Origin of the sequence: Acidisphaera sp. L21, from assembly GCF_009765685.1 — a bacterium.
Classification (GTDB): Bacteria; Pseudomonadota; Alphaproteobacteria; order Acetobacterales; family Acetobacteraceae; genus LMUY01.
The window spans coordinates 20,724-39,279 of sequence record NZ_LMUY01000022.1 but is presented as its reverse complement, the minus strand read 5'-3'; the positions used below and the strand labels follow the sequence as shown (position 1 = coordinate 39,279).

16 protein-coding genes are annotated in these 18,556 nt (G+C 61.2%); 1 reads left to right on the top strand and 15 read right to left on the bottom strand.

Features of this window, described 5'->3' with window-relative positions:
- The 11 genes from GSQ76_RS06230 to GSQ76_RS06180 all read right to left on the bottom strand — a co-directional run.
- On the bottom strand, positions 1 to 916 hold a 916-nt coding region (locus GSQ76_RS06230), incomplete at its 3' end, for a thiamine biosynthesis protein ThiF (RefSeq protein WP_158743050.1).
- Position 917: 1 nt separating this feature from the next.
- Entirely contained in the window at positions 918 to 1,433 is a 516-nt protein-coding gene (locus GSQ76_RS06225) for a Mov34/MPN/PAD-1 family protein (RefSeq protein ID WP_158743049.1), read from the bottom strand.
- A complete protein-coding gene (locus tag GSQ76_RS06220) occupies positions 1,381 to 1,857 on the bottom strand; it encodes a hypothetical protein (protein WP_158743048.1) in 477 nt (158 codons plus the stop codon). Before GSQ76_RS06220 ends, GSQ76_RS06225 begins: the two co-directional genes overlap by 53 nt.
- Entirely contained in the window at positions 1,857 to 2,327 is a 471-nt protein-coding gene (locus GSQ76_RS06215) for a hypothetical protein (protein WP_158743047.1), read from the bottom strand. Before GSQ76_RS06215 ends, GSQ76_RS06220 begins: the two co-directional genes overlap by 1 nt.
- 116 nt (positions 2,328 to 2,443) lie before the next feature.
- Entirely contained in the window at positions 2,444 to 5,791 is a 3,348-nt protein-coding gene (locus GSQ76_RS06210) for an ATP-dependent helicase (protein ID WP_158743046.1), read from the bottom strand.
- Complete coding sequence (locus GSQ76_RS06205; RefSeq protein WP_158743045.1) at positions 5,792 to 6,391, bottom strand: hypothetical protein; 600 nt, start codon at positions 6,389 to 6,391, stop codon at positions 5,792 to 5,794.
- Entirely contained in the window at positions 6,388 to 7,284 is an 897-nt protein-coding gene (locus tag GSQ76_RS06200; protein WP_158743044.1) for a hypothetical protein, read from the bottom strand. Before GSQ76_RS06200 ends, GSQ76_RS06205 begins: the two co-directional genes overlap by 4 nt.
- A gap of 103 nt (positions 7,285 to 7,387) precedes the next feature.
- Complete coding sequence (locus GSQ76_RS06195; protein WP_158743043.1) at positions 7,388 to 8,362, bottom strand: tyrosine-type recombinase/integrase; 975 nt, start codon at positions 8,360 to 8,362, stop codon at positions 7,388 to 7,390.
- Positions 8,363 to 8,495: 133 nt separating this feature from the next.
- On the bottom strand, positions 8,496 to 8,915 hold the full coding sequence (locus GSQ76_RS06190; protein ID WP_158743042.1) for a hypothetical protein: 420 nt from the start codon (positions 8,913 to 8,915) through the stop codon (positions 8,496 to 8,498).
- A 188-nt stretch (positions 8,916 to 9,103) separates the two neighbouring features.
- On the bottom strand, positions 9,104 to 9,997 hold the full coding sequence (locus tag GSQ76_RS06185) for a hypothetical protein (protein ID WP_158743041.1): 894 nt from the start codon (positions 9,995 to 9,997) through the stop codon (positions 9,104 to 9,106).
- Positions 9,998 to 10,052: 55 nt separating this feature from the next.
- Entirely contained in the window at positions 10,053 to 11,042 is a 990-nt protein-coding gene (locus GSQ76_RS06180; RefSeq protein WP_158743040.1) for a tyrosine-type recombinase/integrase, read from the bottom strand.
- Between the two features lie 188 nt (positions 11,043 to 11,230).
- Here GSQ76_RS06180 and GSQ76_RS06175 point away from each other — a divergent pair, with 188 nt between their 5' ends.
- On the top strand, positions 11,231 to 11,371 hold the full coding sequence (locus GSQ76_RS06175) for a hypothetical protein (protein WP_158743039.1): 141 nt from the start codon (positions 11,231 to 11,233) through the stop codon (positions 11,369 to 11,371).
- Between the two features lie 14 nt (positions 11,372 to 11,385).
- On the opposite strand, the gene GSQ76_RS06170 is transcribed toward GSQ76_RS06175, so the two are convergent.
- The 4 genes from GSQ76_RS06170 to GSQ76_RS06155 are packed head-to-tail and all read right to left on the bottom strand — an operon-like array spanning position 11,386 to position 18,523.
- Positions 11,386 to 14,463 carry a type I restriction endonuclease subunit R gene (locus GSQ76_RS06170; protein WP_158743038.1) on the bottom strand — a complete coding sequence of 1,026 codons (3,078 nt, stop codon included), beginning with the start codon at positions 14,461 to 14,463 and terminating at the stop codon, positions 11,386 to 11,388.
- Between the two features lie 3 nt (positions 14,464 to 14,466).
- Positions 14,467 to 15,054 (bottom strand): hypothetical protein, encoded by a 588-nt coding sequence (locus GSQ76_RS06165; protein ID WP_158743037.1) that lies wholly within the window; start codon positions 15,052 to 15,054, stop codon positions 14,467 to 14,469.
- Positions 15,051 to 16,355, bottom strand: coding sequence for a restriction endonuclease subunit S (locus GSQ76_RS06160; RefSeq protein ID WP_216850928.1), 1,305 nt, complete (start codon positions 16,353 to 16,355; stop codon positions 15,051 to 15,053). Before GSQ76_RS06160 ends, GSQ76_RS06165 begins: the two co-directional genes overlap by 4 nt.
- Positions 16,352 to 18,523: a class I SAM-dependent DNA methyltransferase gene (locus tag GSQ76_RS06155; RefSeq protein WP_158743036.1), complete on the bottom strand. Its 2,172-nt coding sequence runs from the start codon at positions 18,521 to 18,523 to the stop codon at positions 16,352 to 16,354. Before GSQ76_RS06155 ends, GSQ76_RS06160 begins: the two co-directional genes overlap by 4 nt.
- Positions 18,524 to 18,556: the final 33 nt, after the last annotated feature.

The window sequence follows — 18,556 nt, the reverse complement described above, 5'->3', positions numbered from 1 at the left end:
CGCCGCACAGCGCCAGCGCCGGCTCGTCGGGGGCGACCCTTAGGTCCGCGCCGAAGCGCCGCTCGACCATCCGGACCTCAAAGCCCCGCGCGCTCGCCCACTCGCCGCAAACGCGGGTCTTCATCTCGCCCCGGTGATACACCGTTGAGAGCACGGAGGTGCTCTCGGTCGAAACGCCGACCGTGTCGACATCCTGCAGGAACACCCGCACCGCGCTGGGGTCAGGGTAGGGCAGGAGGCCGATCGCCCACAGGAATGCTTGTCCGAGGTGCCCCAGCCCAATCAGCCAGAAGTCGGCGGGCAGGACCTCGGGCGGCGGCCCGTCTGCTTCCTGCGACCGCCAATCCCCAGGCGCGAGATCCCATAGAGACATGCCGACCGAACGGCTGCCCGCCATGGCTTCCCCGTTCAGGTGCGCGAAGGCTTCGGCCACCCCTAGCGCGCCCGCCAGCACGCCTGACAGCGCGAACTCGGACGCTTCGCATAGCGGTTCGGCCAAGCCTGGCACGACGCCACCGCGCCAGCCGTCGAACGTCGCCCTCACCGCGAACGATGCTCCGGCATCGAACGTCGTGCCGATGGCGATGACCGGGACGCCGGGGGGCGCCTCTTCCACGATTTGCCCCCTAAAATGCACGACCGCGTCCGCGAGCGATCCCGTCGGCATGACGGACACGGCGAGCCGTGCGCCAAGAGCGCCGGATACTGTGACGCCGCCAAGAAACGTTCTTCGCCCGCAGTTCAGCGCGGTGAACAGCGCTGCTTGATGGGTCGGGCTTTGGGACGCCCGCTCCCCGACCACGATGTGCAGCCGGAACGCCTGAAGCCGTTCCATGGCGTCTTCGACCGTCGCGGCGGCGCCGCTATCGACGAATAGCTTTGCGGAGCGGTTGAGCTCCTCGATTGGGTCGTTCATTTCAACCTCCCGAGATGCTCAATGTCGGCCGCAGGAGCGACGATTGAAGCCGATCCCATTTGAACCGCCCGAGATACCGATAGAGTCCCACCTTTCGAAGCCGGACTGGCGCCGCTGCAAAGTTCGGCAGGATCATCGAGATATGGCCAGGCTCAGCGATCATCGGGTGCTTGCGATCGGACTCGCTCTGACCTGCGGCACCTCCATGGGTATGGACATCGGCGACGACAGTCTCGCCCCGTTCGCGGCACAGGCGCCAAAGGTCGGCCATGCAGCCCCCGTCGATCACGATGATGCCCGTATCGAAAGCGGCGGGATCAATCTCGTCGTAGAAGACGACAGACGTCACCCGCCTCGGTCCGTCAGCGGGGCCAAGGAGGAAGGCGCCGCTCTCTCGCTGATAGCGGCCGCGGTCCCGCAATCCCTGAAGCAGGTTGCCCCACAAGGTTGGCGAGATCGCAAGGTCAGGCCGCCGACCGCAGAGGCGGGAGATAAGAGCTTGAAGAGAGAAGCTCATGGATGATCTCCAGGTAGTGGATGATCCCAACCGCCGGCCTCCAGAGAAGCTCGGGATGGGTGTTGGTCCAGTAGGTATGCCCGGGCAGGGCGAGGCGATCGCAGGGCAGGTAGAGGGCGTTCGGGTTCCAATTCGGGTTGAAAGCCGTCGCGACGCGCCCGGTGCCCTTTGGCCACCCGGACGGCGGGAGTGCTTGGCCCGTTTTCGCGTCGCAGGGTTGTGCGTTCGGCAGCTGAGCCGGATAGCCGTCGAGCAGGAAACGGAAAGCCCATTCGGTCCCGTTCCTTGCCCTCACCGCGATGTCCGCCGCGGGCCATTGGACCCGTAAGACCCGCCAGCGGCCCGCGAGGGTAGCTAGCTGGAAATCGGGGCGTTCCACGTGCGCCAGGAACGCCCTTTCGGCTGCGCCGGCAAAGGCGTCCATCAGCCCTGCACCAGTTGCTTGCGGACCAAGTCGAAGCTTGCCTTGCGGCCTCCGTGGGCCAGCGAGCCCAGGTGCTTATCGAGGCTGGGCTTGTCGCGGGTGCCACTGACCTGGAGCACGTGCTCCCCTGCCTCCTCCGGACCGAGGCGCGCCTCCTCGACGGCCCAGCGTGTCACCGTCGCGACCGTGGCGGACGGCGGGAAGCGGTGGTGGAAAGTGGCGGCGTTGTAGTGGACCTCCACCTCGATTTCGCGCGCCCTGTGGGCGTGGAAGACCGGGCGGTCGTGGCCGTGGAGGGGATGATGGCGCTCCAGCGGCTCGCGGTGGTCCTCCTTGAAGACCAGGAGCTCGGCAACGTCGATACCGCGACCTTCAAGGACGCGGAGGAGGTCGGCGACGACGGCGGCTTCGCCGAGATCGAAGCGCGCCAGCGGCTCGGTCTCGACTGTGACGAAGACAATGGTGGGCATAGGTTCGGTTCCTCATGGGAGACGGCACCTCGCCGTCCTGAGAAACCTGATCGGTAGCCAAGGCCGGAAGCGGAAACAGGCAGGGGGCGGAATTTACAAGCCCTAGAAGAGCGGGGTCAGGTGGCGGATGGCTCGCCCGGAACCGCGCACACGAAGAGGAACGGGCAGCGCGGGCAGCCGAAGTCGCTCTTGATCGGCTCGAAGCGGCCGGCTCGGATGTCGGCGACCGCCTGCTCGCAATCGCCGACGCGCTTCCCGAACTTAGCCGCGGTCTGGTCGATGCGTGCGACGCCGCCGTCTTGGAGGTAGTGGTTCTCGACGCGGGCGCTTGCGCCGAACGCCTCCCGGGTCGCCTTCAACATCAGGGTAGCCGACAGGCGGTCAGGGTCCGATTTCGACAGGCGGCCCGACCGAATCGTCTTCAGGACCACCGTTGCATTCTCTGCCCCGACGCGGTCGACGGGAATCGCGATAGCTTCGTTCGCTACCCGGGTCGACAGAAAGCCTCCGGGGAGGCGATCGCCGGCTGCGGAGCGGTGGAGGCGGCCGAGCATGCCAAGCGTCAGGTTGCGGTAGGCGCCGCCGAAGGGATGCTGGTCGAGCTCGGTCCGTGCCCACGCTTCGTCGAAGATCACCTGGGCGCGCGCCTCGTCGTATGCCTTGCCTTCCGCGAGGCCACGGACATAGGCAAGCACCTGCTGCAAGCAGCCGTGCGCGTCGAGGTAGGCTCCCGCCCGAGTCCGGGCCGCCAGGCCGAGCACGCGGGAGTAGAAGAAGCGCCTCGGGCAACGGGAGTAGCCCTCGATGTCGGAGGCGCTCAGTCCGTCGGGCGCGCCTGGAGACGTGATTGCCGGGAACGCCGCCACAGGCGTGAGGCGCGGCAAACCACGCAGGCTTCTTCCCGGCGCGGCGGGCACGCGTTCGAGGAACTTCGAGGGGCCGGCGTTCCGCCCGTTGCGGGTAGCCGGGCGGTAGAGGCGAAGGTGCGACCGTGCCCGGGACATCGCGACGAAGAGGATGCATTCCTCCTCGGCCTCGTGCGCGTCCGATTCCTCGCCCTCAATCATCCCGGCGGGCGCCGGACAAGCCGGGGGGCGGTTTGCCGCAGGTATTGCCCCTGCGAACAGCCCGGGCATGTGCACAGCGTCAAACTCCAGGCCTTTCGAGGCATGGACGGTCATGAGCCGGACGCCGTCGAGGCCTTCGAGCTCGGCAGGGAGCTGGCGGAGGTCGCGTTCATCGGCGAGCAGGATCATGTGGCGCACTCGGTCGAGCGCCCGCCGGATCGGGCTTCCCTTGCCGGAAAGCGGCATCTGGCGCAGCGCCTCGATCAGTTGGCGGACGGCGACGCGCCGCATGGTGGCGGAAGGCGACTGGCCAGAGAGCACGGTCCGGAAATAACCGCTGGCGTCGAAGAGGTAGCGGCCGAGGGCGAGCCACGGCGTTGTTCCGCGCGTCATCCCTTGCAGGTGGCGGGCGAGGAGGGCAAGTCCCTCGCGACCGGCCGTGGAAAGCCCGCTCACGCCTTCGAGCCTACACAGCAGGTCAAACACCCGCTGCTCGGTCGCTTTCCCGGCTTGTATGACCGCGAGCGCGTCCTCCAAAGGCACGCCGTATTCGGGCAACGAGGCCGCGCGAAGGAGGCCGGGACCGACATCGTCGGCGACCAGGGAGAGGACGCACAGCAAGTCCTTGACCTCGGGCCGTTCGAACAGAGGGCCCAAGTAGAGGACGGGTATGCCGCGCGCATTGAGCTCGTCCGCGATCTTCGCCAAGGCACCGTTGCTCCGGGCAAGCACCGTCTGGTCCGCCAGTTCGACGCCTGTCGACTGCAGGTCGCGGATGGAACCGGCCAGCTGGTCCATTTCACCGGCGCCGTCTGGTGCAACGCACATCGCGGGGGCTCGCCCGCTCAGCCCGTTGGCAGCGCTCAGCGCGGCATCCCCGGCGTAAGCACTTACCTTCATGGTGCCGCCGAACCTCGTGTAGAGGTCCACGATCTCCTGGCTGGAGCGGTAGTTCTTTTCCAGGCCATCCCGCCTGCCTGAGGGATAGTCGGCCTCAAAGCGAGCGACGTTCGCCGCCGACGCGCCGCGGAAGCGGTAGATCGACTGGCGGGCGTCGCCGACGACCCAGAGGTTCCGTCCCTCCCCGACGATCTCCTGCACGAGCTTTGCGCTCGCCCGATTGACATCCTGGTATTCGTCAACGTGGACGTGCGTGAACCTCTTCCTGATCGCGTCGCGAAAATCCGCGTCCGAGCGCATGAGGAGAGCGGGCCGCATGACTAGGTCGCCGTAGTCGACAGCCCTGCCAGCCGCCAGCGTCTGCTGGTAGTGCTTGTAGACGAGCGCGACCTCCCGCGCCTTCCCGGCTGCGAGGCGGTCGTCGTCAGTCAGTGCCGTGCGGCGCATCGCCTCGGCAAGCCGTTCGTAACCTTCCCAGGAGCAGAGCTCGTCCTTCGCCCTGGCGATCGCCCGCAGGATGTCGCGCAGCGCCAGCGCCGGTTCCATCAAGTTCAGGTAGTGCGAGACATCCAGCGCCGGCAGCGCCTCCTCCAGCATCGCGACAGCTTCGCTAGGGTCGACAACGGGCGGGTCGTCGGACACTCCGAATAGGGCATGGTGCCGCCGGATCGTGTCGAGGCCGAACGCGTGGAACGTGCCCGTCCAGACGTTGACGGCCTTGAGGCCGGCGGCACCCTGCAAACGCTCAGCCAGCTCCCGCGCCGCCTTGTTGGAAAAGGTCAGGGCAAGGATCCCGCTGCCCGGCACGCCCTCGTCGAGCAGGGAGGCGATCCGGGCCGTGAGGGTCTTGGTCTTCCCGGTTCCGGGCCCTGCTCGCAATAGGAAAGGGCCGCCCCGGTGGGCGACCGCCCTCGACTGCGACACGTCGCATGCGGCATCGGGGCGCCTGCTCTCCAACATGACGGAGGGCAGATCCGGGAGCAGTAAGCCGTCTGCGAGCTGCTGGATGACGGTCTCGTAGCGCAGCCGCAAGGCGGCCGAGATTCCCGACGCGGTCCCGCCTTCCACGAACAGCCTCTTCGCGAGCGGCCTCGGGAGCAGGAACTCCCGTGCGAAAGCGTTTGCTTGCGCCTCGCGCCGCTCCTTGATCCCATAGGTTTCGATCCGCTGCATCGGATCGCCTCCGTTTTTCCCGGAGCGGGGATGGTACCCGGGAGATGGCCCATCGTGGATCTCGTAGTGTCCAATCTCGTGCGCTAGAACCTCGGCGAACCCCTCGTCCGGCAAATCGTCCCGGATAAGTATCGTCGCGAACCCGCGATCGAGCTGCCCGTGTCCACCTTCGAGGTCGGGGTGGTCGGGCGCCTTCAGCTTTACCGTCAGCGACCGCCAGGCGGCCGCCGTCCATGCCGCTTCGGCGCCAATCGCGCTATCCGGTATGCCGGCCGCTGCGCGGAGCTTCCGCGCCCTCGATCGGATGATGGCGAACTGGTCCATTTACGGCTCTAGCGGTTCCAGCCAGAATCGCTTGTCGACATCGTCTAGGGCCGACTCCCTAACGACGTCAGCAAAGCGCATCTTCCTTGCTTGCTTCAACCCGCCAGGGGCGAAGAAATCCGCATAGGCGGCTTTTTCGGCCGAAGCGAGCGACGCCCAAACTGCTTGTTGGGGGATGTCCAGCTCCGCACTGAGCCACCCAACGAGCTTTGCAGGGATCGACATCTCGTCGACCTTGCCGCGAACGATCTGGCGCAAGATGTCGGTGTCGATCCTGCACCTGGCGGCGATGTCGCCCAACCGCCCCACAGGGAGCCCGTCGAAGGGCTTCGCGTCCTGCGAGGCCGCCGCTGCCCAGAAGCGCTCCAGTATTAGGTGGTGCTCGCGCGCTGTCCGGGTGACTTCGAGCTCGTCGTCGGCCAGATCGCTTCCAAGGGAGGCGGACCACTCAGCGGCGAAGGCGAGGATATCGTCACGCACGCCGGGATTTGCGTCCGCGATCTGCCGGACGCGCGCGCCGCTCGCTCCGGTTTCCAGCTCCTCATGGACGCTGGCAAGGATCTCGTCCAAGACGAGGGGGGGCGGGAGGGTGCCACTCATTGTTCCACCTTTCCACGCGCGCCACGGCGCGCGTACCTTTCTTCTCCGCGGGCCTTCGCCCGCGCGTTTGCATTCAAGTAACGGACGTTGCGCGCGGAGCAGCCGATCAGCTTCCCGGCCTCTTCCTCGATCATGCCCATCTGCTCGACGTAGATGACGGCAAGCCGTTCCTTTTCGGTCAGCTTGTCTTGGATCTCTGAAAGCTCTGCCCGGACTTCTGCCAATGGCCGGGGCGACCCTGCATGCCGCAACCCAAGGACATCGGCCGCTTCCTCGCCCGTCAGTCCGCCTTCGAGACCGACCAGATCTTCCTGCGCCACCTCGCCGGCCGTACGGCGGCGCACCTTGCTGATCGCGGTGAAGAAGAGCCGCTCGGCACCTGTCTTGAAGCTGAACTCGAAGACGTCCATCCGATCGTCGCGGAACCACTCGTCGACCTTCGTCGCGACCTCACCTTGCACCCACTCCCGCTGCGTCTCGGTCAATGCGGACACGAGCTTGTCTCCGGATCGCTCCAGGCGAGAGTAGAAGGCGACAAGCAAGGCGTCATATGCCTGGCTCCTCCTGTTCGGCCGGAAGTTGCGCATGAGATAGACAAGCGTCTGCGGGCGCAAACAGCCCGACGACGCCAGCCTGAAGGCTTCCGCAAGCGGAAGCGCAAGCGTCATTTCGATCTCTTCGGTCACTACGGTCGGCCGAACGTACGGGGTGCCCGTACCCCGGTTGATGCTGGTGAGCGGCCGAACGGCGCTCCTAGTGGTCTTATCGGTCATCATCTGCCCATATATCGGCAAGTACGCTGGAAAGCGGAAACAAGACTGAAGAAAGAATTTTGCAGCCGCGAAGTTTTTAAGCCGCTCGGCAGATACAAAGATGAGATCGACGTAAACCATCCGAACGCTTGTAACTCAGTCATACCAGTTAGGGGCATCTTCACCGCGGCGTTCGAGTTCGAGATGGGCAAGCCAGGTTTAAAGGAACGATGGCCCAACGACTCTAATATGCCACTTTAAAGGTTGGGCTATCCTCCGGCCGTGTTCGTTGGTGATCGTAGATGCGGGTAGTGGCGATGTTGGCGTGCCCGAGCCACTCCTGCACCTTGGCGATGTCGGCCTGATGGTCGAGCGCGTTGGTCGCGGCCGTCGCTCTGAGCGCATGGGCGCCCATTTCGAAGCCGAGCCCCGCCGAGTAGGCCCGCACCAGCTTATACACGCCGTCCGCGGTGATCGCTCGCTCGAGCCGACCGGTGCGATTGTTCCGGACCGGCCGGAACAGCGCACCGGCCTCGTCGGTGCCGTGACCGGCCGCCTCCAGGTAGTCGTGGATCAGCGCGTTGGTGCCAGGATGTAGCGGCACGTAGCGCGTTTTGCCGCCTTTCCCGGAGACCTTCAGATGCGGCACGCCCTTACGCGCGTGCCGGGCGTCGCGGACCTTCAGTTTGCACAGCTCCTCGCGGCGCAGCGCGTGGAACAGCAGCGTCGACAGGATAGCGCGGTCGTGCTTGCTCTTGACGGTGTCCATCTCAGGTGCCTCCAGCAGCTTGCGGGCCTGGTGGTCGCCCAGCGCCGGTGTCTTGCCTTCGCCGCTCTCGGTCTTCGGCCGCTGCACGCCTTTGACCGGATTGTGGGTGACGGCGTTGCGGTCGCACAAATGCTGGAACAGCGAGGCGAGCGAGGCCAGCCGATGCCGGATCGTGCTGCCGCCAAGCCCGCGCTGCATCAGGGTGTCGCGCCAGGCGATGATGTGGGCACGCGTGACGGTGCGGAACTCCTCCGGCCGGCCGATGCCGACGAAGCGCATGAAATCGCTGACGGCGTGTTCGTAGGCGCGCCGGGTGCTCGGGTTGCTGAGGTTGGCGAACCACTCCACCTCGGGCGGCACGTCGGCGAGCCGGTGGAACTCGGCCGCGGTCAGGAGCCGGGCGCCAGGCGTGATCTCGGCCGGAAGGTGGTCGGCGGACGGCTTGGCCATGGTTTGGAGTTTACTATTGATAAAATCTGTTGTCACAGAGTAAGCGACCGCCAGGTCAGTCTGGTCCCGACACGATTCTTAGTGTAACATAAAGGACGTTATGTTTCCTATACTGGCCATTTAATGCAGTAATCTAATAAGCATATTTTTGGCATTCATTATCGGAATAGCAAACGAGCCGTCCAACAACCTGGCCTTTAAGATTAAAAACCTCTCCCGCCTCGTTATATTTTAACACTAGTCCCCTGATGTTCACTGTTCCAGATCGTGGGTCTCCAGGCGCGAATGCGGCTTCCTGCCTGCGCCTCAGGTCCTCCTGAAAGTCGCGCATCACATTTGCCTGCGCCCGTGCCATTGGATGTCCAGGTGGCCAGATCAGATCAAAGTGAAATCCATCCTTCATACCCTGCATACCTACAGTATAAGAACCGAAATAACATGCAGCAGGGTCAATTCCTGGCAGGGCGGCTCTATCATTTATCTTTTTGGCTTGATCGAACTGTATTGAAATCCTACTGTTCACGACTTTCGAGCCAGGCATCGGCGTCGACATATAATCTCTCCACGATATTAGCTTTTGGGCCATCGTGTCAGGACAGCCCGGGTATGGGCCGACCCGCCATGCGTAGGCTGGAACAGCTACGCTGGTCAGCAGTATAGTTGCTAACGCCAGACATGTGGCCGCTTGCAGTCGATTACATGAATTCGGTCTCATCGGGTTCCTTCTAGGAGCTGACCCACTCAGGGAGGAAGGTTAAGTTCAACCGGCCCTTGTGTCGCGGGCTTTTGCGGAGGAGAGGCGAGAGAAGGCCCGGTTGGCAGGGGAGTTTGTTGGATGTCGATACGGTACGGGATTGGTGGTGGCGCTACATCTTGGCGTAAAGGCGATGCCGTAGATGACATAAACGTTGTGAGGCTCTGTTCGAAGACCGTCATTCCTTGTAAGAGCCTCGCGCGTTCGTTACGATCCCGGCTCCATTGCGCGACAACAGCTGCATAGGCTGCGGTTTCCTCATATTTTCTGTGTCGGATTTCGACGATGCGTTCGTATTCCTGTCTCTCGGTGTCAATGGCCCAATCCGGCACCATTGCGTCCCGCGCCGCCTCGCCGTCTATCGCGGCTAGAAGAAAAGCTTTCGATAGATCGGTGCCTTCTCCCCCGACGGTCGATGCGGTCAGCTCTCCGAACAACTTGATGCCCTGATCGACTGTCACAGGCGGCTTACCTTGAAGCATGTTCATAAGAATCTGCTTGGCGGCACTTTTCAGCTGTTCCCACTGATCCTTTTGATTGTTGCGGGAAGCAGCATCCAACGGGTCTGGCGGCACCTGCTGTAGCTCAAGCTTTGCCTCTTGTAACTCCCTCTGGACAGTCTCACGGCCGCAGGCGGGACCGGGAAAGTTCTGACTTGCTCGAATGGCCCGTTCAGCCCTCCAGAAGGCGTGGCGCACCTGGGAATCGTACTCGCTCCGTTTTTGTGTTTCGGGGCGCAGACCGGGGATTTGGACAGCTTTCAACTCTGTGGAAGAAGGATCATTGCTTCCAAGCGCAGTGCAAGTTGATTGGGCATCCGCTGCCCAAGACCACAACAGGACCAGAGAAAATGCTGCCCCTTGAGCTACGCTTGTTCCCATTTGCTAGGCATCCGATGCGACCAGACTGCGCACCTGCGAACGTCGGCACAGGCTCTCAGAGTCTTATCCTCTCCACCTCGTCTTGCGTGAGTCGTTCTTTTGTCCGGTCATAAAGTTTAGTCGTACGCGGGCTCTCATGCGCCGCCATCTCCTGGGCATGCTCCAGCGTTCCGCCATTAGAAAGATACGACGTGATCCCGGTCGCCCGAAAACTATGATTTCCGATCGGCGCCATGATGCCGGCAGCAAGCGCCCTCCGCCGGATCATCCGCCAGGCATCCGCCTGATCCATCGGCCTCTCGGCCAAGACCGTCGCGACATGCCCCTTGGCGGTCCGGAACAGCCAGCCTTTGCGGTCCTCAGCGATGCCGGCCGCCGCGATATAGGCATGCAGCGCCTCGGCAAGCGAGTGATGGCACGGCATCGCATGCTCCTTGCCGCCTTTCTCATGCAGCCGGATCGTCCAGCCAGCACCGCGCGGCCGGAGGTCCTCGACCTTCATCTTCAGCGCCGCGCCGATGCGAGCGAATGAATAGGTGAGGGTGGCAATCAGCGCCCGGTCCCGCAGATCGCGCAGGGTCTCGGTCGGGATGGAATCTAGCAGCTTGCGCCACTCGGCGGGCTCCAGCACTGGCGTCACACCGGTCTTCACCACATGCTTCGGCCCGCGCACGGCCGCGGCCGGGTTGAACGGCACGACCTGGCCAGTGATCAGCCAGTCGAACAGCATGCGCACGGCGGCGAGCTGCTGCTTCACGCCGGGCGCTGAATGGGCCTGCTGCAGCGCTTCTATATAAGTGGCGACGTCATAGGACCGGATGGCGGTCAGCATCAGGCCGCGCTCGTCGCACCAGGCGAAAAACCGGGTGCAGGCCCGCGCATAGGCACGGCGGGTGTTCGGGTTGCGGATGTTGGCGGTGAAGAAGTCGACATAACGCCAAGCGGCGTGCTCGCCGGCTTCGGCGATCAGCGCCGGGATCAGCTTGCCATCGGGCAGCGGGGTCAGCGCGCCGGGTGGAATGAGGGTCGGAACCTGGTCGTTCATTCCTGCATCGTATCACACATGTCACCCATGATAAAGGACGTTATCATGGGTGATATAGAAGACTGGACCGGTCAGGATATCCCGAGACAATCTGTTATCAATAGTAAACAGTTGAACAGGGGCGGCAGCTAGGCATCGGCCCGGGTCGGTCATTTAGACAACGCGAGACCAGGCAAAGGGAGAGTTGGATGACCGGCGAGCTAGAAGCTCTGAAGGCTATTCCGCCCAAAGTTGTCGAAGAGGCATATAGCGATGGCGTGGCAGACACGCTCAAGGAAGCAAGCAATGCGGAGCAACCCCGATTGTCACACTTTGAAAGTGTCGTTTAACAGAGTGATACACCCTATTCATCGACCTTCTGGCTATCTCGTATTCGTTCATAGACCTCGCGCGCCAGGTGCTGTTGAGCAATGTTGCGGAACTGCTCGTCCTTCATCACTCGATTGAAAATTTCGTCGTTGCCCTCCATGCGCTGGATAAATAGGTCGTCAAGCACGCGCCCGAAGAAAGCAGAGAAGTTAGCCTCACTGTTCGCCTTCGCCGCCTCCACAATTCTCTCGTTGCGCTCAGCCGCTGCACGCACCTGGTCAAAGAAGAGCTGATCGGCCTCCGTGAAGTCAGTCCCGAACCGCTCGTTGAGCTGATCCACAAGCGTAGAAAGCGGGACGTGTATGTCCTTCCGCTGCCCAGTGCCGATATCGGACGGTCCCTTGAGCGGATCGGCCGCACCCTGCGACAAGTCGATCGTACCCTCACTCACCTGTTGAAGCCGGAAGAACTTCAGGGCGACATCATCATCGAGCGTGACCTTGGCACCGTTGCCCGGCGGCGGCAGCTTAGCGGAGAAGTTTCGTACGAACGCATAAAGCCGTTCAAGCTCCTCGTCGAAATATGGAAGTATTTGCGACAGGAATCCATAGAGATTGCGGAAGGCGGTTAAGTGCCCGCGAAACTCCTCCTGTTCCGCCTCCTCGCGTTCACTGAAACGCGTGATGCAACGGTCAACGACCGCGTTCATCTGCTTGTGATCCTGCCCGGTCGGGTCACGCCGTGCTTTGAACCAGACGGCGGCAAAGTCGCTAACATCCTGCGGCGTGAAGATCGCGGGCTGTAGCAACTTGTGGTGCAATTCATTGAGCTTTTGCGGGTCAGCGTTCTCGCCCATGGGAGTAGTTGTGTAGTAGGGTTTGAACGCCTTAAAGATGTCTTCTTCTTCGTTGCGGAAGTCCAGGACAAAGGTTCTTGTTTTGCCAGAGGCCATGCGGTTGAGGCGCGAAAGCGTTTGTACGGCCTGTACGCCAGCCAGCTTCTTGACCACGTACATGGTTTGCAAAAGCGGCTGGTCGAAGCCCGTCTGATATTTTTCGGCGACGATGAGAACGCGGTACTCGTCCTCCGCAAAGCGCTCGGCCAGCTCGCGCTCAGGCAAACCGTTGTTCATGATCACCTCGGTAAACGTCGTCTCTGGTTGGTCTGGGTCCTCGACAGCGCCGGAGAAGGCGACCACGGCGCGGATGCCCGTGTAACCCTTGTCCTTGATATAGAGGTCAAACGCCTGCTTGTACTTCACGGCGGACAAACGCGAGCCGGTGACGACCATCGCCTTGGCTCGCCCGCCGAGTTCGTGCATCACCTTCAACCGGAAATGCTCGACAATGACCTGCACAACTTGCTCAATATTGACAGGGTGCAACTCGAAGAACTGCGTCAGCGCTTTCGCCGCCGCCTTCTTAGGCACGTCGGGATCGTCGACGATCTGCTTCACCAGCCCGAAGAAGCGCTTGTAGGTGGTGTAATTCTGCAGCACGTCGAAGATGAAACCTTCCTCGATGGCCTGCCGCATCGTGTACTCGTGGAACGGCGCGGCACCTGAAGATCCCGGCTCGTCGAACACCGCCTTAGTCTTGAACTTGGGCGTAGCCGTAAACGCGAAGAAGCTGAGATTAGGCTGGCGCGGGCGTTGCAGCGCCTCCTTTAAAATGGAGGCTCGCGTCTCCATGGAAAGATCGCCGTCCTCGTCTTCACCAAGCTGGGCCGCAATGGCATCAGCGATGGCATCTTTGTTCAGGATGCCCTTGAGCGCCGTGACTGTCTCGCCTGACTGCGAGCTATGCGCCTCATCCACGATCACGGCAAAACGCCTACCAGCGGTGCTCAGGGCTATGCCCTCCCCTTTCTTCTCCAGTGTACGGATAGCTTGGCTGATGAATGGAAATTTCTGAATGGTCGAGATGACGATTGGCGTGCCGCCGGCCAGCGCCTTGGCTAGCTGCTGTGTGTTCTCGTCAATCTTTTCTACAACGCCAGTCTTGTGTTCGAACTGGTAGACGGTGTTCTGCAATTGGTCGTCCAGCACACGCCGATCCGTGATTATCACCACCGAGTGGAACACCTTGGCATCAGCGGTGTCGTGCAGACTCGCCAATCGGTGCGCAAGCCATGCGATGCTGTTTGATTTGCCCGAGCCAGCTGAATGCTGGATCAGGTAATTGCGCCCCGCGCCATGTGCCCGAGCGTGCGCGACAAGCTTTCGCACCGAATCGAGCTGATGATAGCGCGGGAAGATCATCGCCTCGCGGCGTACGCGGCGTTTGCCCGTAGGCGTGTTCACCATGCGCTCGCTGCTGTCGAGGTGCATGAAGCGCTGCAGAATGTCGAGCAGGCTGTCGGCGCACAGTACCTCGTCCCAGAGATAGTGCGTCTTCCAGTTGTCCTCGACTGGTGGGTTGCCAGCGCCAAACGCGTGGCCGCGATTGAACGGAAGGAAGCTAGTGTCGGCGCCCTTCAGCTCCGTCGTCATCCATACTTCATCCGGATCAGCGGCGAAGTGGACCAGCGCGCGCTCCTTGAAGCGGAACAGCGGGTCCCGCCCGTCCCGGTCCTGAATATACTGCTTGCAGGCATGCTCCGCGCGCTGACCTGTTAGCGGGTTCTTTAGCTCCGCCGTGACAATGGGCAGGCCATTCACGCTCAGCACCACGTCGATGACGCAGGTGCGCGGCGTCCCGTCCGGGCGTTTGAGCACGGTCGAGGCAAAGGAGAGCTGGCGCGTGATGGTCAACCGGTTGGCGGCGTAGCGCGCGGCGCTGTCCGGGTTCATGCCCGAGTTTGGCTGGAAGTAGGCAAGGCGCAGTTCCTTACCGTAGCACTTGAAGCCGTGACGCAGTACGCCCAACGCGCCTTTGCTCGCCAACTCCTTGGCTAGGCAGTCGATGACAGTGCCGACGGTGCTGTCCTTCAGCATCGTCTCGAGTTGCCCCCAACGCGTGGGTTGACTTTCGCGAAGGAAACCGACGACATCATCGGGGAACAGCGCAACCGTGCTGTCGAAGTCAGACGACTCACGCCTTTGGTAGCGATCAAGCGTGATGAGGCCATGCTCAATGGCGCGTTCAAAATCGGTTTCGGTGTGACCTGCCATGCTTCACACCGTCCTAATCGAGGTGTTGTCCAACGTATCGAGCGTTAAACCGCTCAAATCATCATAGTGATAATGCCGGATCGATGGGTCGCGCGCCAGATACTTTCCCGCCGCATCGAGATACGCGGCTGGCCTGTCGTTTTCAGTTATCACAAATTTGCGGACCCGCATTTCGCGGTCGTCGCCAGTGTATTGGTTGATAATCTTGCGCACACTTGCACACCAATTCACCCCAGACTTAAGCTGGTCAATTATGGACTGAGCTTCGAGGCTGCGCGTTTTGAACTCGAACAAATGGGCATTGATGCATCGCCGATTGCATTGGAAGACAATGAAGTCGCAGCGCTTCGACCACTGCTTGCCGTTGTCGTCAAGAAAGTGGAATAGAGGCTCCATCCGTCCGTCGAGTTTAATAGCGAATGCCCGCCCCTGAAAGGGGAGCATCACTTTTCGTGTCGACTTCTTTGTCTCGCCCTCCCGAAAATACTTCTCAGTAAGCGTAATGGAGCCAGACGCTCCATCGTCTACCACATAGGCGTCCGAAAGGTAGGCCCGAAGGTGATCGAAGTAGCTTGCAGCGCTGAGGCTCATTTTAACCCACTGATCTGCCCGGTCACCGCGGCAGTAATGAGGGCGGAGCGGTATTCGGTCAGCCGGTCAATGCTTTGTCGCACTATTCGGGCGGCATCATCAGAAGCTTTCAGAACATTTACGATTGTGTCGACGATGAAGCGTTGCTCATCCACGGGCGGCCTGGCAAATTGATATTCCTTGACAACACTCTGGGGAATATTATTGGCGAGGCCGACAGCGCCGCTGACCGAGAGAACAATTTGCTCTCTCATGTACTTTGCCGCCAGGGCTAGCTCGGTAAACCGGGCACTAGTGTTCGTAATATCGAGAACGATCCGGTATGTCTTATCCGAAAACATCAGCTTGGGAGGGCAATCAGGAACCAGCGCTACCGAACCGATCAAATGAAGTGATCCGCTTGCGCGGCACATCAGCAAATCGCCTTTGTGAACCTCTAGTTGAATTTTTGGCTCAATGCCATATGGAAGCGCTTTGTGGTCGTGGGACCGAAAGACACCTTCGTTGACGCAACCCGACCGAAGCACTCCCCATTCGGAATCGTCTTTCTGGCGTTCTTCGCATTGAGGGGACCAGCCCTGTTCGATGCGCAATATGGATCGGCCAAATGGAACGACCTCCCAATGGCCCGGTATCGAGCCAAGCCAGTCGATGCCACTGTCCTTCATCCGAGCGGCGGAGTTAAGGCCCTTAGTTACAGCCTGTGTGATGATCGACTGCCGCTTCTCAGCCAGTCGCTCCAGCAGCGCCTGTTTTTTTCCGGTCAACGCGTCGATCTGCGCTGTCTTATCATCTAGAAAAGTTACGATGCGCTTCTGTGTTACGAGAGGTGGTAAAGGTAGGGGTTGATGCCCTACTACTTCCCAATCAGCTCTTGGCATTTTTGAGCCAAAGGTTTCTGCATTCACCGCGTCGACAAATGCTCTGGAACTAACCACATAGAATAGGTAGCGCGGTACGACGTGATCAGCTCCACGAAGGCAAAGCAGTTCTCCTGAGCTGACACCAGAGAATGAAGCATGATAAACCTTCGCCAAGTATGGGCGTAGTTTGTTGAACAGCACATCATCCGGTTGGAATTTGCGACTTTCGGCGTCAGAGGGCTTAGGGGTTGGGTTTAAGAGTTTGCCCGTCCATGAGGTAATGTCCTCATTAGCGATGTAAGGCAAAGTCTCGGCTTCTTGCTCCGTGGGCCGCTCGGTGGAGAGTTGCACGTGCCATTTGAGCCAGTCGGTCCGCCAGTGGGTAGGCGGATTGGCGACCCATTGAGGTAATTCGCTGCTGTGCTGGAAGTAGCTCACACCACCAAACCTCTAAGCAGCCCGGCTATCTCGCCCTCCAGCTCGGCGATGTCCGCCTCAATCGCGGCCAGCAGGCGCGGCGGCTTGTAAACGTAGAAGTGTCGGTTGATCGGAATTTCGTAGCCCACCTTGGTCTTAGCGTGATTCACCCAGGCATCGGGCACATGCGGAAGCACCTCCGCGGTGATGTAGGCGTCAATCACGGGACGCATCGCCGTCACCAGCGCGTCGTTGGGCTGATCCGGCCCGAACGCCATCGGCAGCGGAAGCGCTGTGCGGGGCGGCAGCGGAATATTCTCCACATCGCGCAACTCGCTGTCCGACTCGGGGCGGCCCTTGCCGTCACAGCAAATCTCCGCCATGGGGTCGCGCTCGCCGAGCGCGGCGAAGATCGCCTTTTTGATCGGTGTTGGTAGCGGCATACGGACGCGCCTAGCGGCGGCGTCAAGGTCCACCTCAAAGCGTTCGCGATCCATATAGCGACCCTTGCCGGCAAGCTTGCGAAGCATCGCTCGGATCGCATCCTGCATCGCACGGCCCGCCGCTTCTTCGGCCGCCACCGCTTTGGCATCCTTGCGCTTCTTCGATCCGGCCAATCCGGCGAACGTTGATTGCTCGTCCAGCCGCGCAATGCGCTCCGGCGTCGCCTCAAAGTTTAGGCGCAGCGGACGCTCGACGGTGACCTTGAGAAATCCGAACTCCCGGTTCTCGAAAACTCGGCTCACCACCCGCTCCTCGTCCTCGCCCTCGATCGGCACTGTCTCGCGCTCGCCGTCACGGAAGTTGCTGTAAATCGCGGTCAGGCGGTCGATGTGCGCCTCGGTCAGCTCGTTGCGCTTGTTGTTTAGGCTCTTTTTCATTTTCTGAAAAAAGCGCGTGCCGTCGATGAGCTGCACCCGACCGGCACGCTCGGGCGCCTTGCGGTTGGTGACAAGCCAGACGTACGTGACAATGCCAGTGTTGTAGAAGAGCTGGTCCGGTAGCGAGACAATGGCATCGAGCCAGTCGTTCTCAATGATCCAGCGTCTGATGTTGGACGGTCCGGAACCAGCGTCACCGCTAAACAGGGGCGAGCCGTTGAAAACGATCGCGATCTTGGACCCTTCGCCGCCCTTCGCCGGCGAATCCTTCATCTTCGAGATCATGTGCTGCAGGAACAATAGTGACCCATCGTTAATCGCGGGCAGCCCAGCGCCGAAGCGGCCGGAGAAACCGGACGTGTTTGCCTCCTTCTCGACAATCTTTTGCTGATCCTTCCATTCGACGCCGAACGGCGGGTTGGCAAGCATGTAATGAAACTGCCTACCCTCGAAGCCATCCTTGGTCTTGCCGTCGCCCAGCGTGTCGCCAAGAACGATATGATCTGTCTCCTCGTCTTTGATTAGCATGTCCGAGCAGCAGATCGCCCACGCCTCGTCATTGTATTCCTGGCCATACAGGCCGAGATTGGCGGAAGTATTGCCGGCGCGAATAGTCTCCTCGGAGACGGAAAGCATGCCGCCGGTGCCGCAGGCCGGATCGTATATCTCACGGTAGACGCCGGGTTTGTAGACGTCTTCCTCGCCCGTGTACACGAGGTGTGTCATGAGGCGAATCACCTCGCGCGGGGTGAAGTGGTCGCCAGCCTCCTCGTTTGCCTGCTCGTTAAAGCGCATCACCAGATGTTCGAAGAGGTAGCCCATTTCGAGGTTGCTGATCTCGTTAGGATGGAAGTCGAACCCTGCCATGGCCTGAACGGCCGCGAACAGGCGGTTGCTTGAGTCGAGCTTCTCAATCTGGTCGCTGAATTTGAACTTTTCGAAAATATGCCGTGCGGTATCAGAAAAACCTTTGATGTAATCGGCAAGATTTGGTGCGATGTTGTCGCTGTCACCAAGCAGTTTTTGGAAAGTGTAGGCGCTGACGTTATAGAGCGGCTGCTTTCGGTTGGCGTCCACGACTTTTGTGAGCATGCGCGGAATAGCGCTTTCGGGCGTGCGGGCGGCCAGGAGCCGCTTATGCTCCGCGAGGACCGCAGCCTTCGTTGGTTCCAACACGCAGTCAAGCCGACGCAGCACCACCATCGGGAGCATGACGAGCCGATATTGCGGCGGCCGGTATGGTCCACGCAGACGATTCGCGACTTCCCAAATTTTGGTAGCGATTGCCTTATGACGTTCTGTAAGCAATGACAGCCCCTAAGTCGGTAAGCGGGGAAAAGC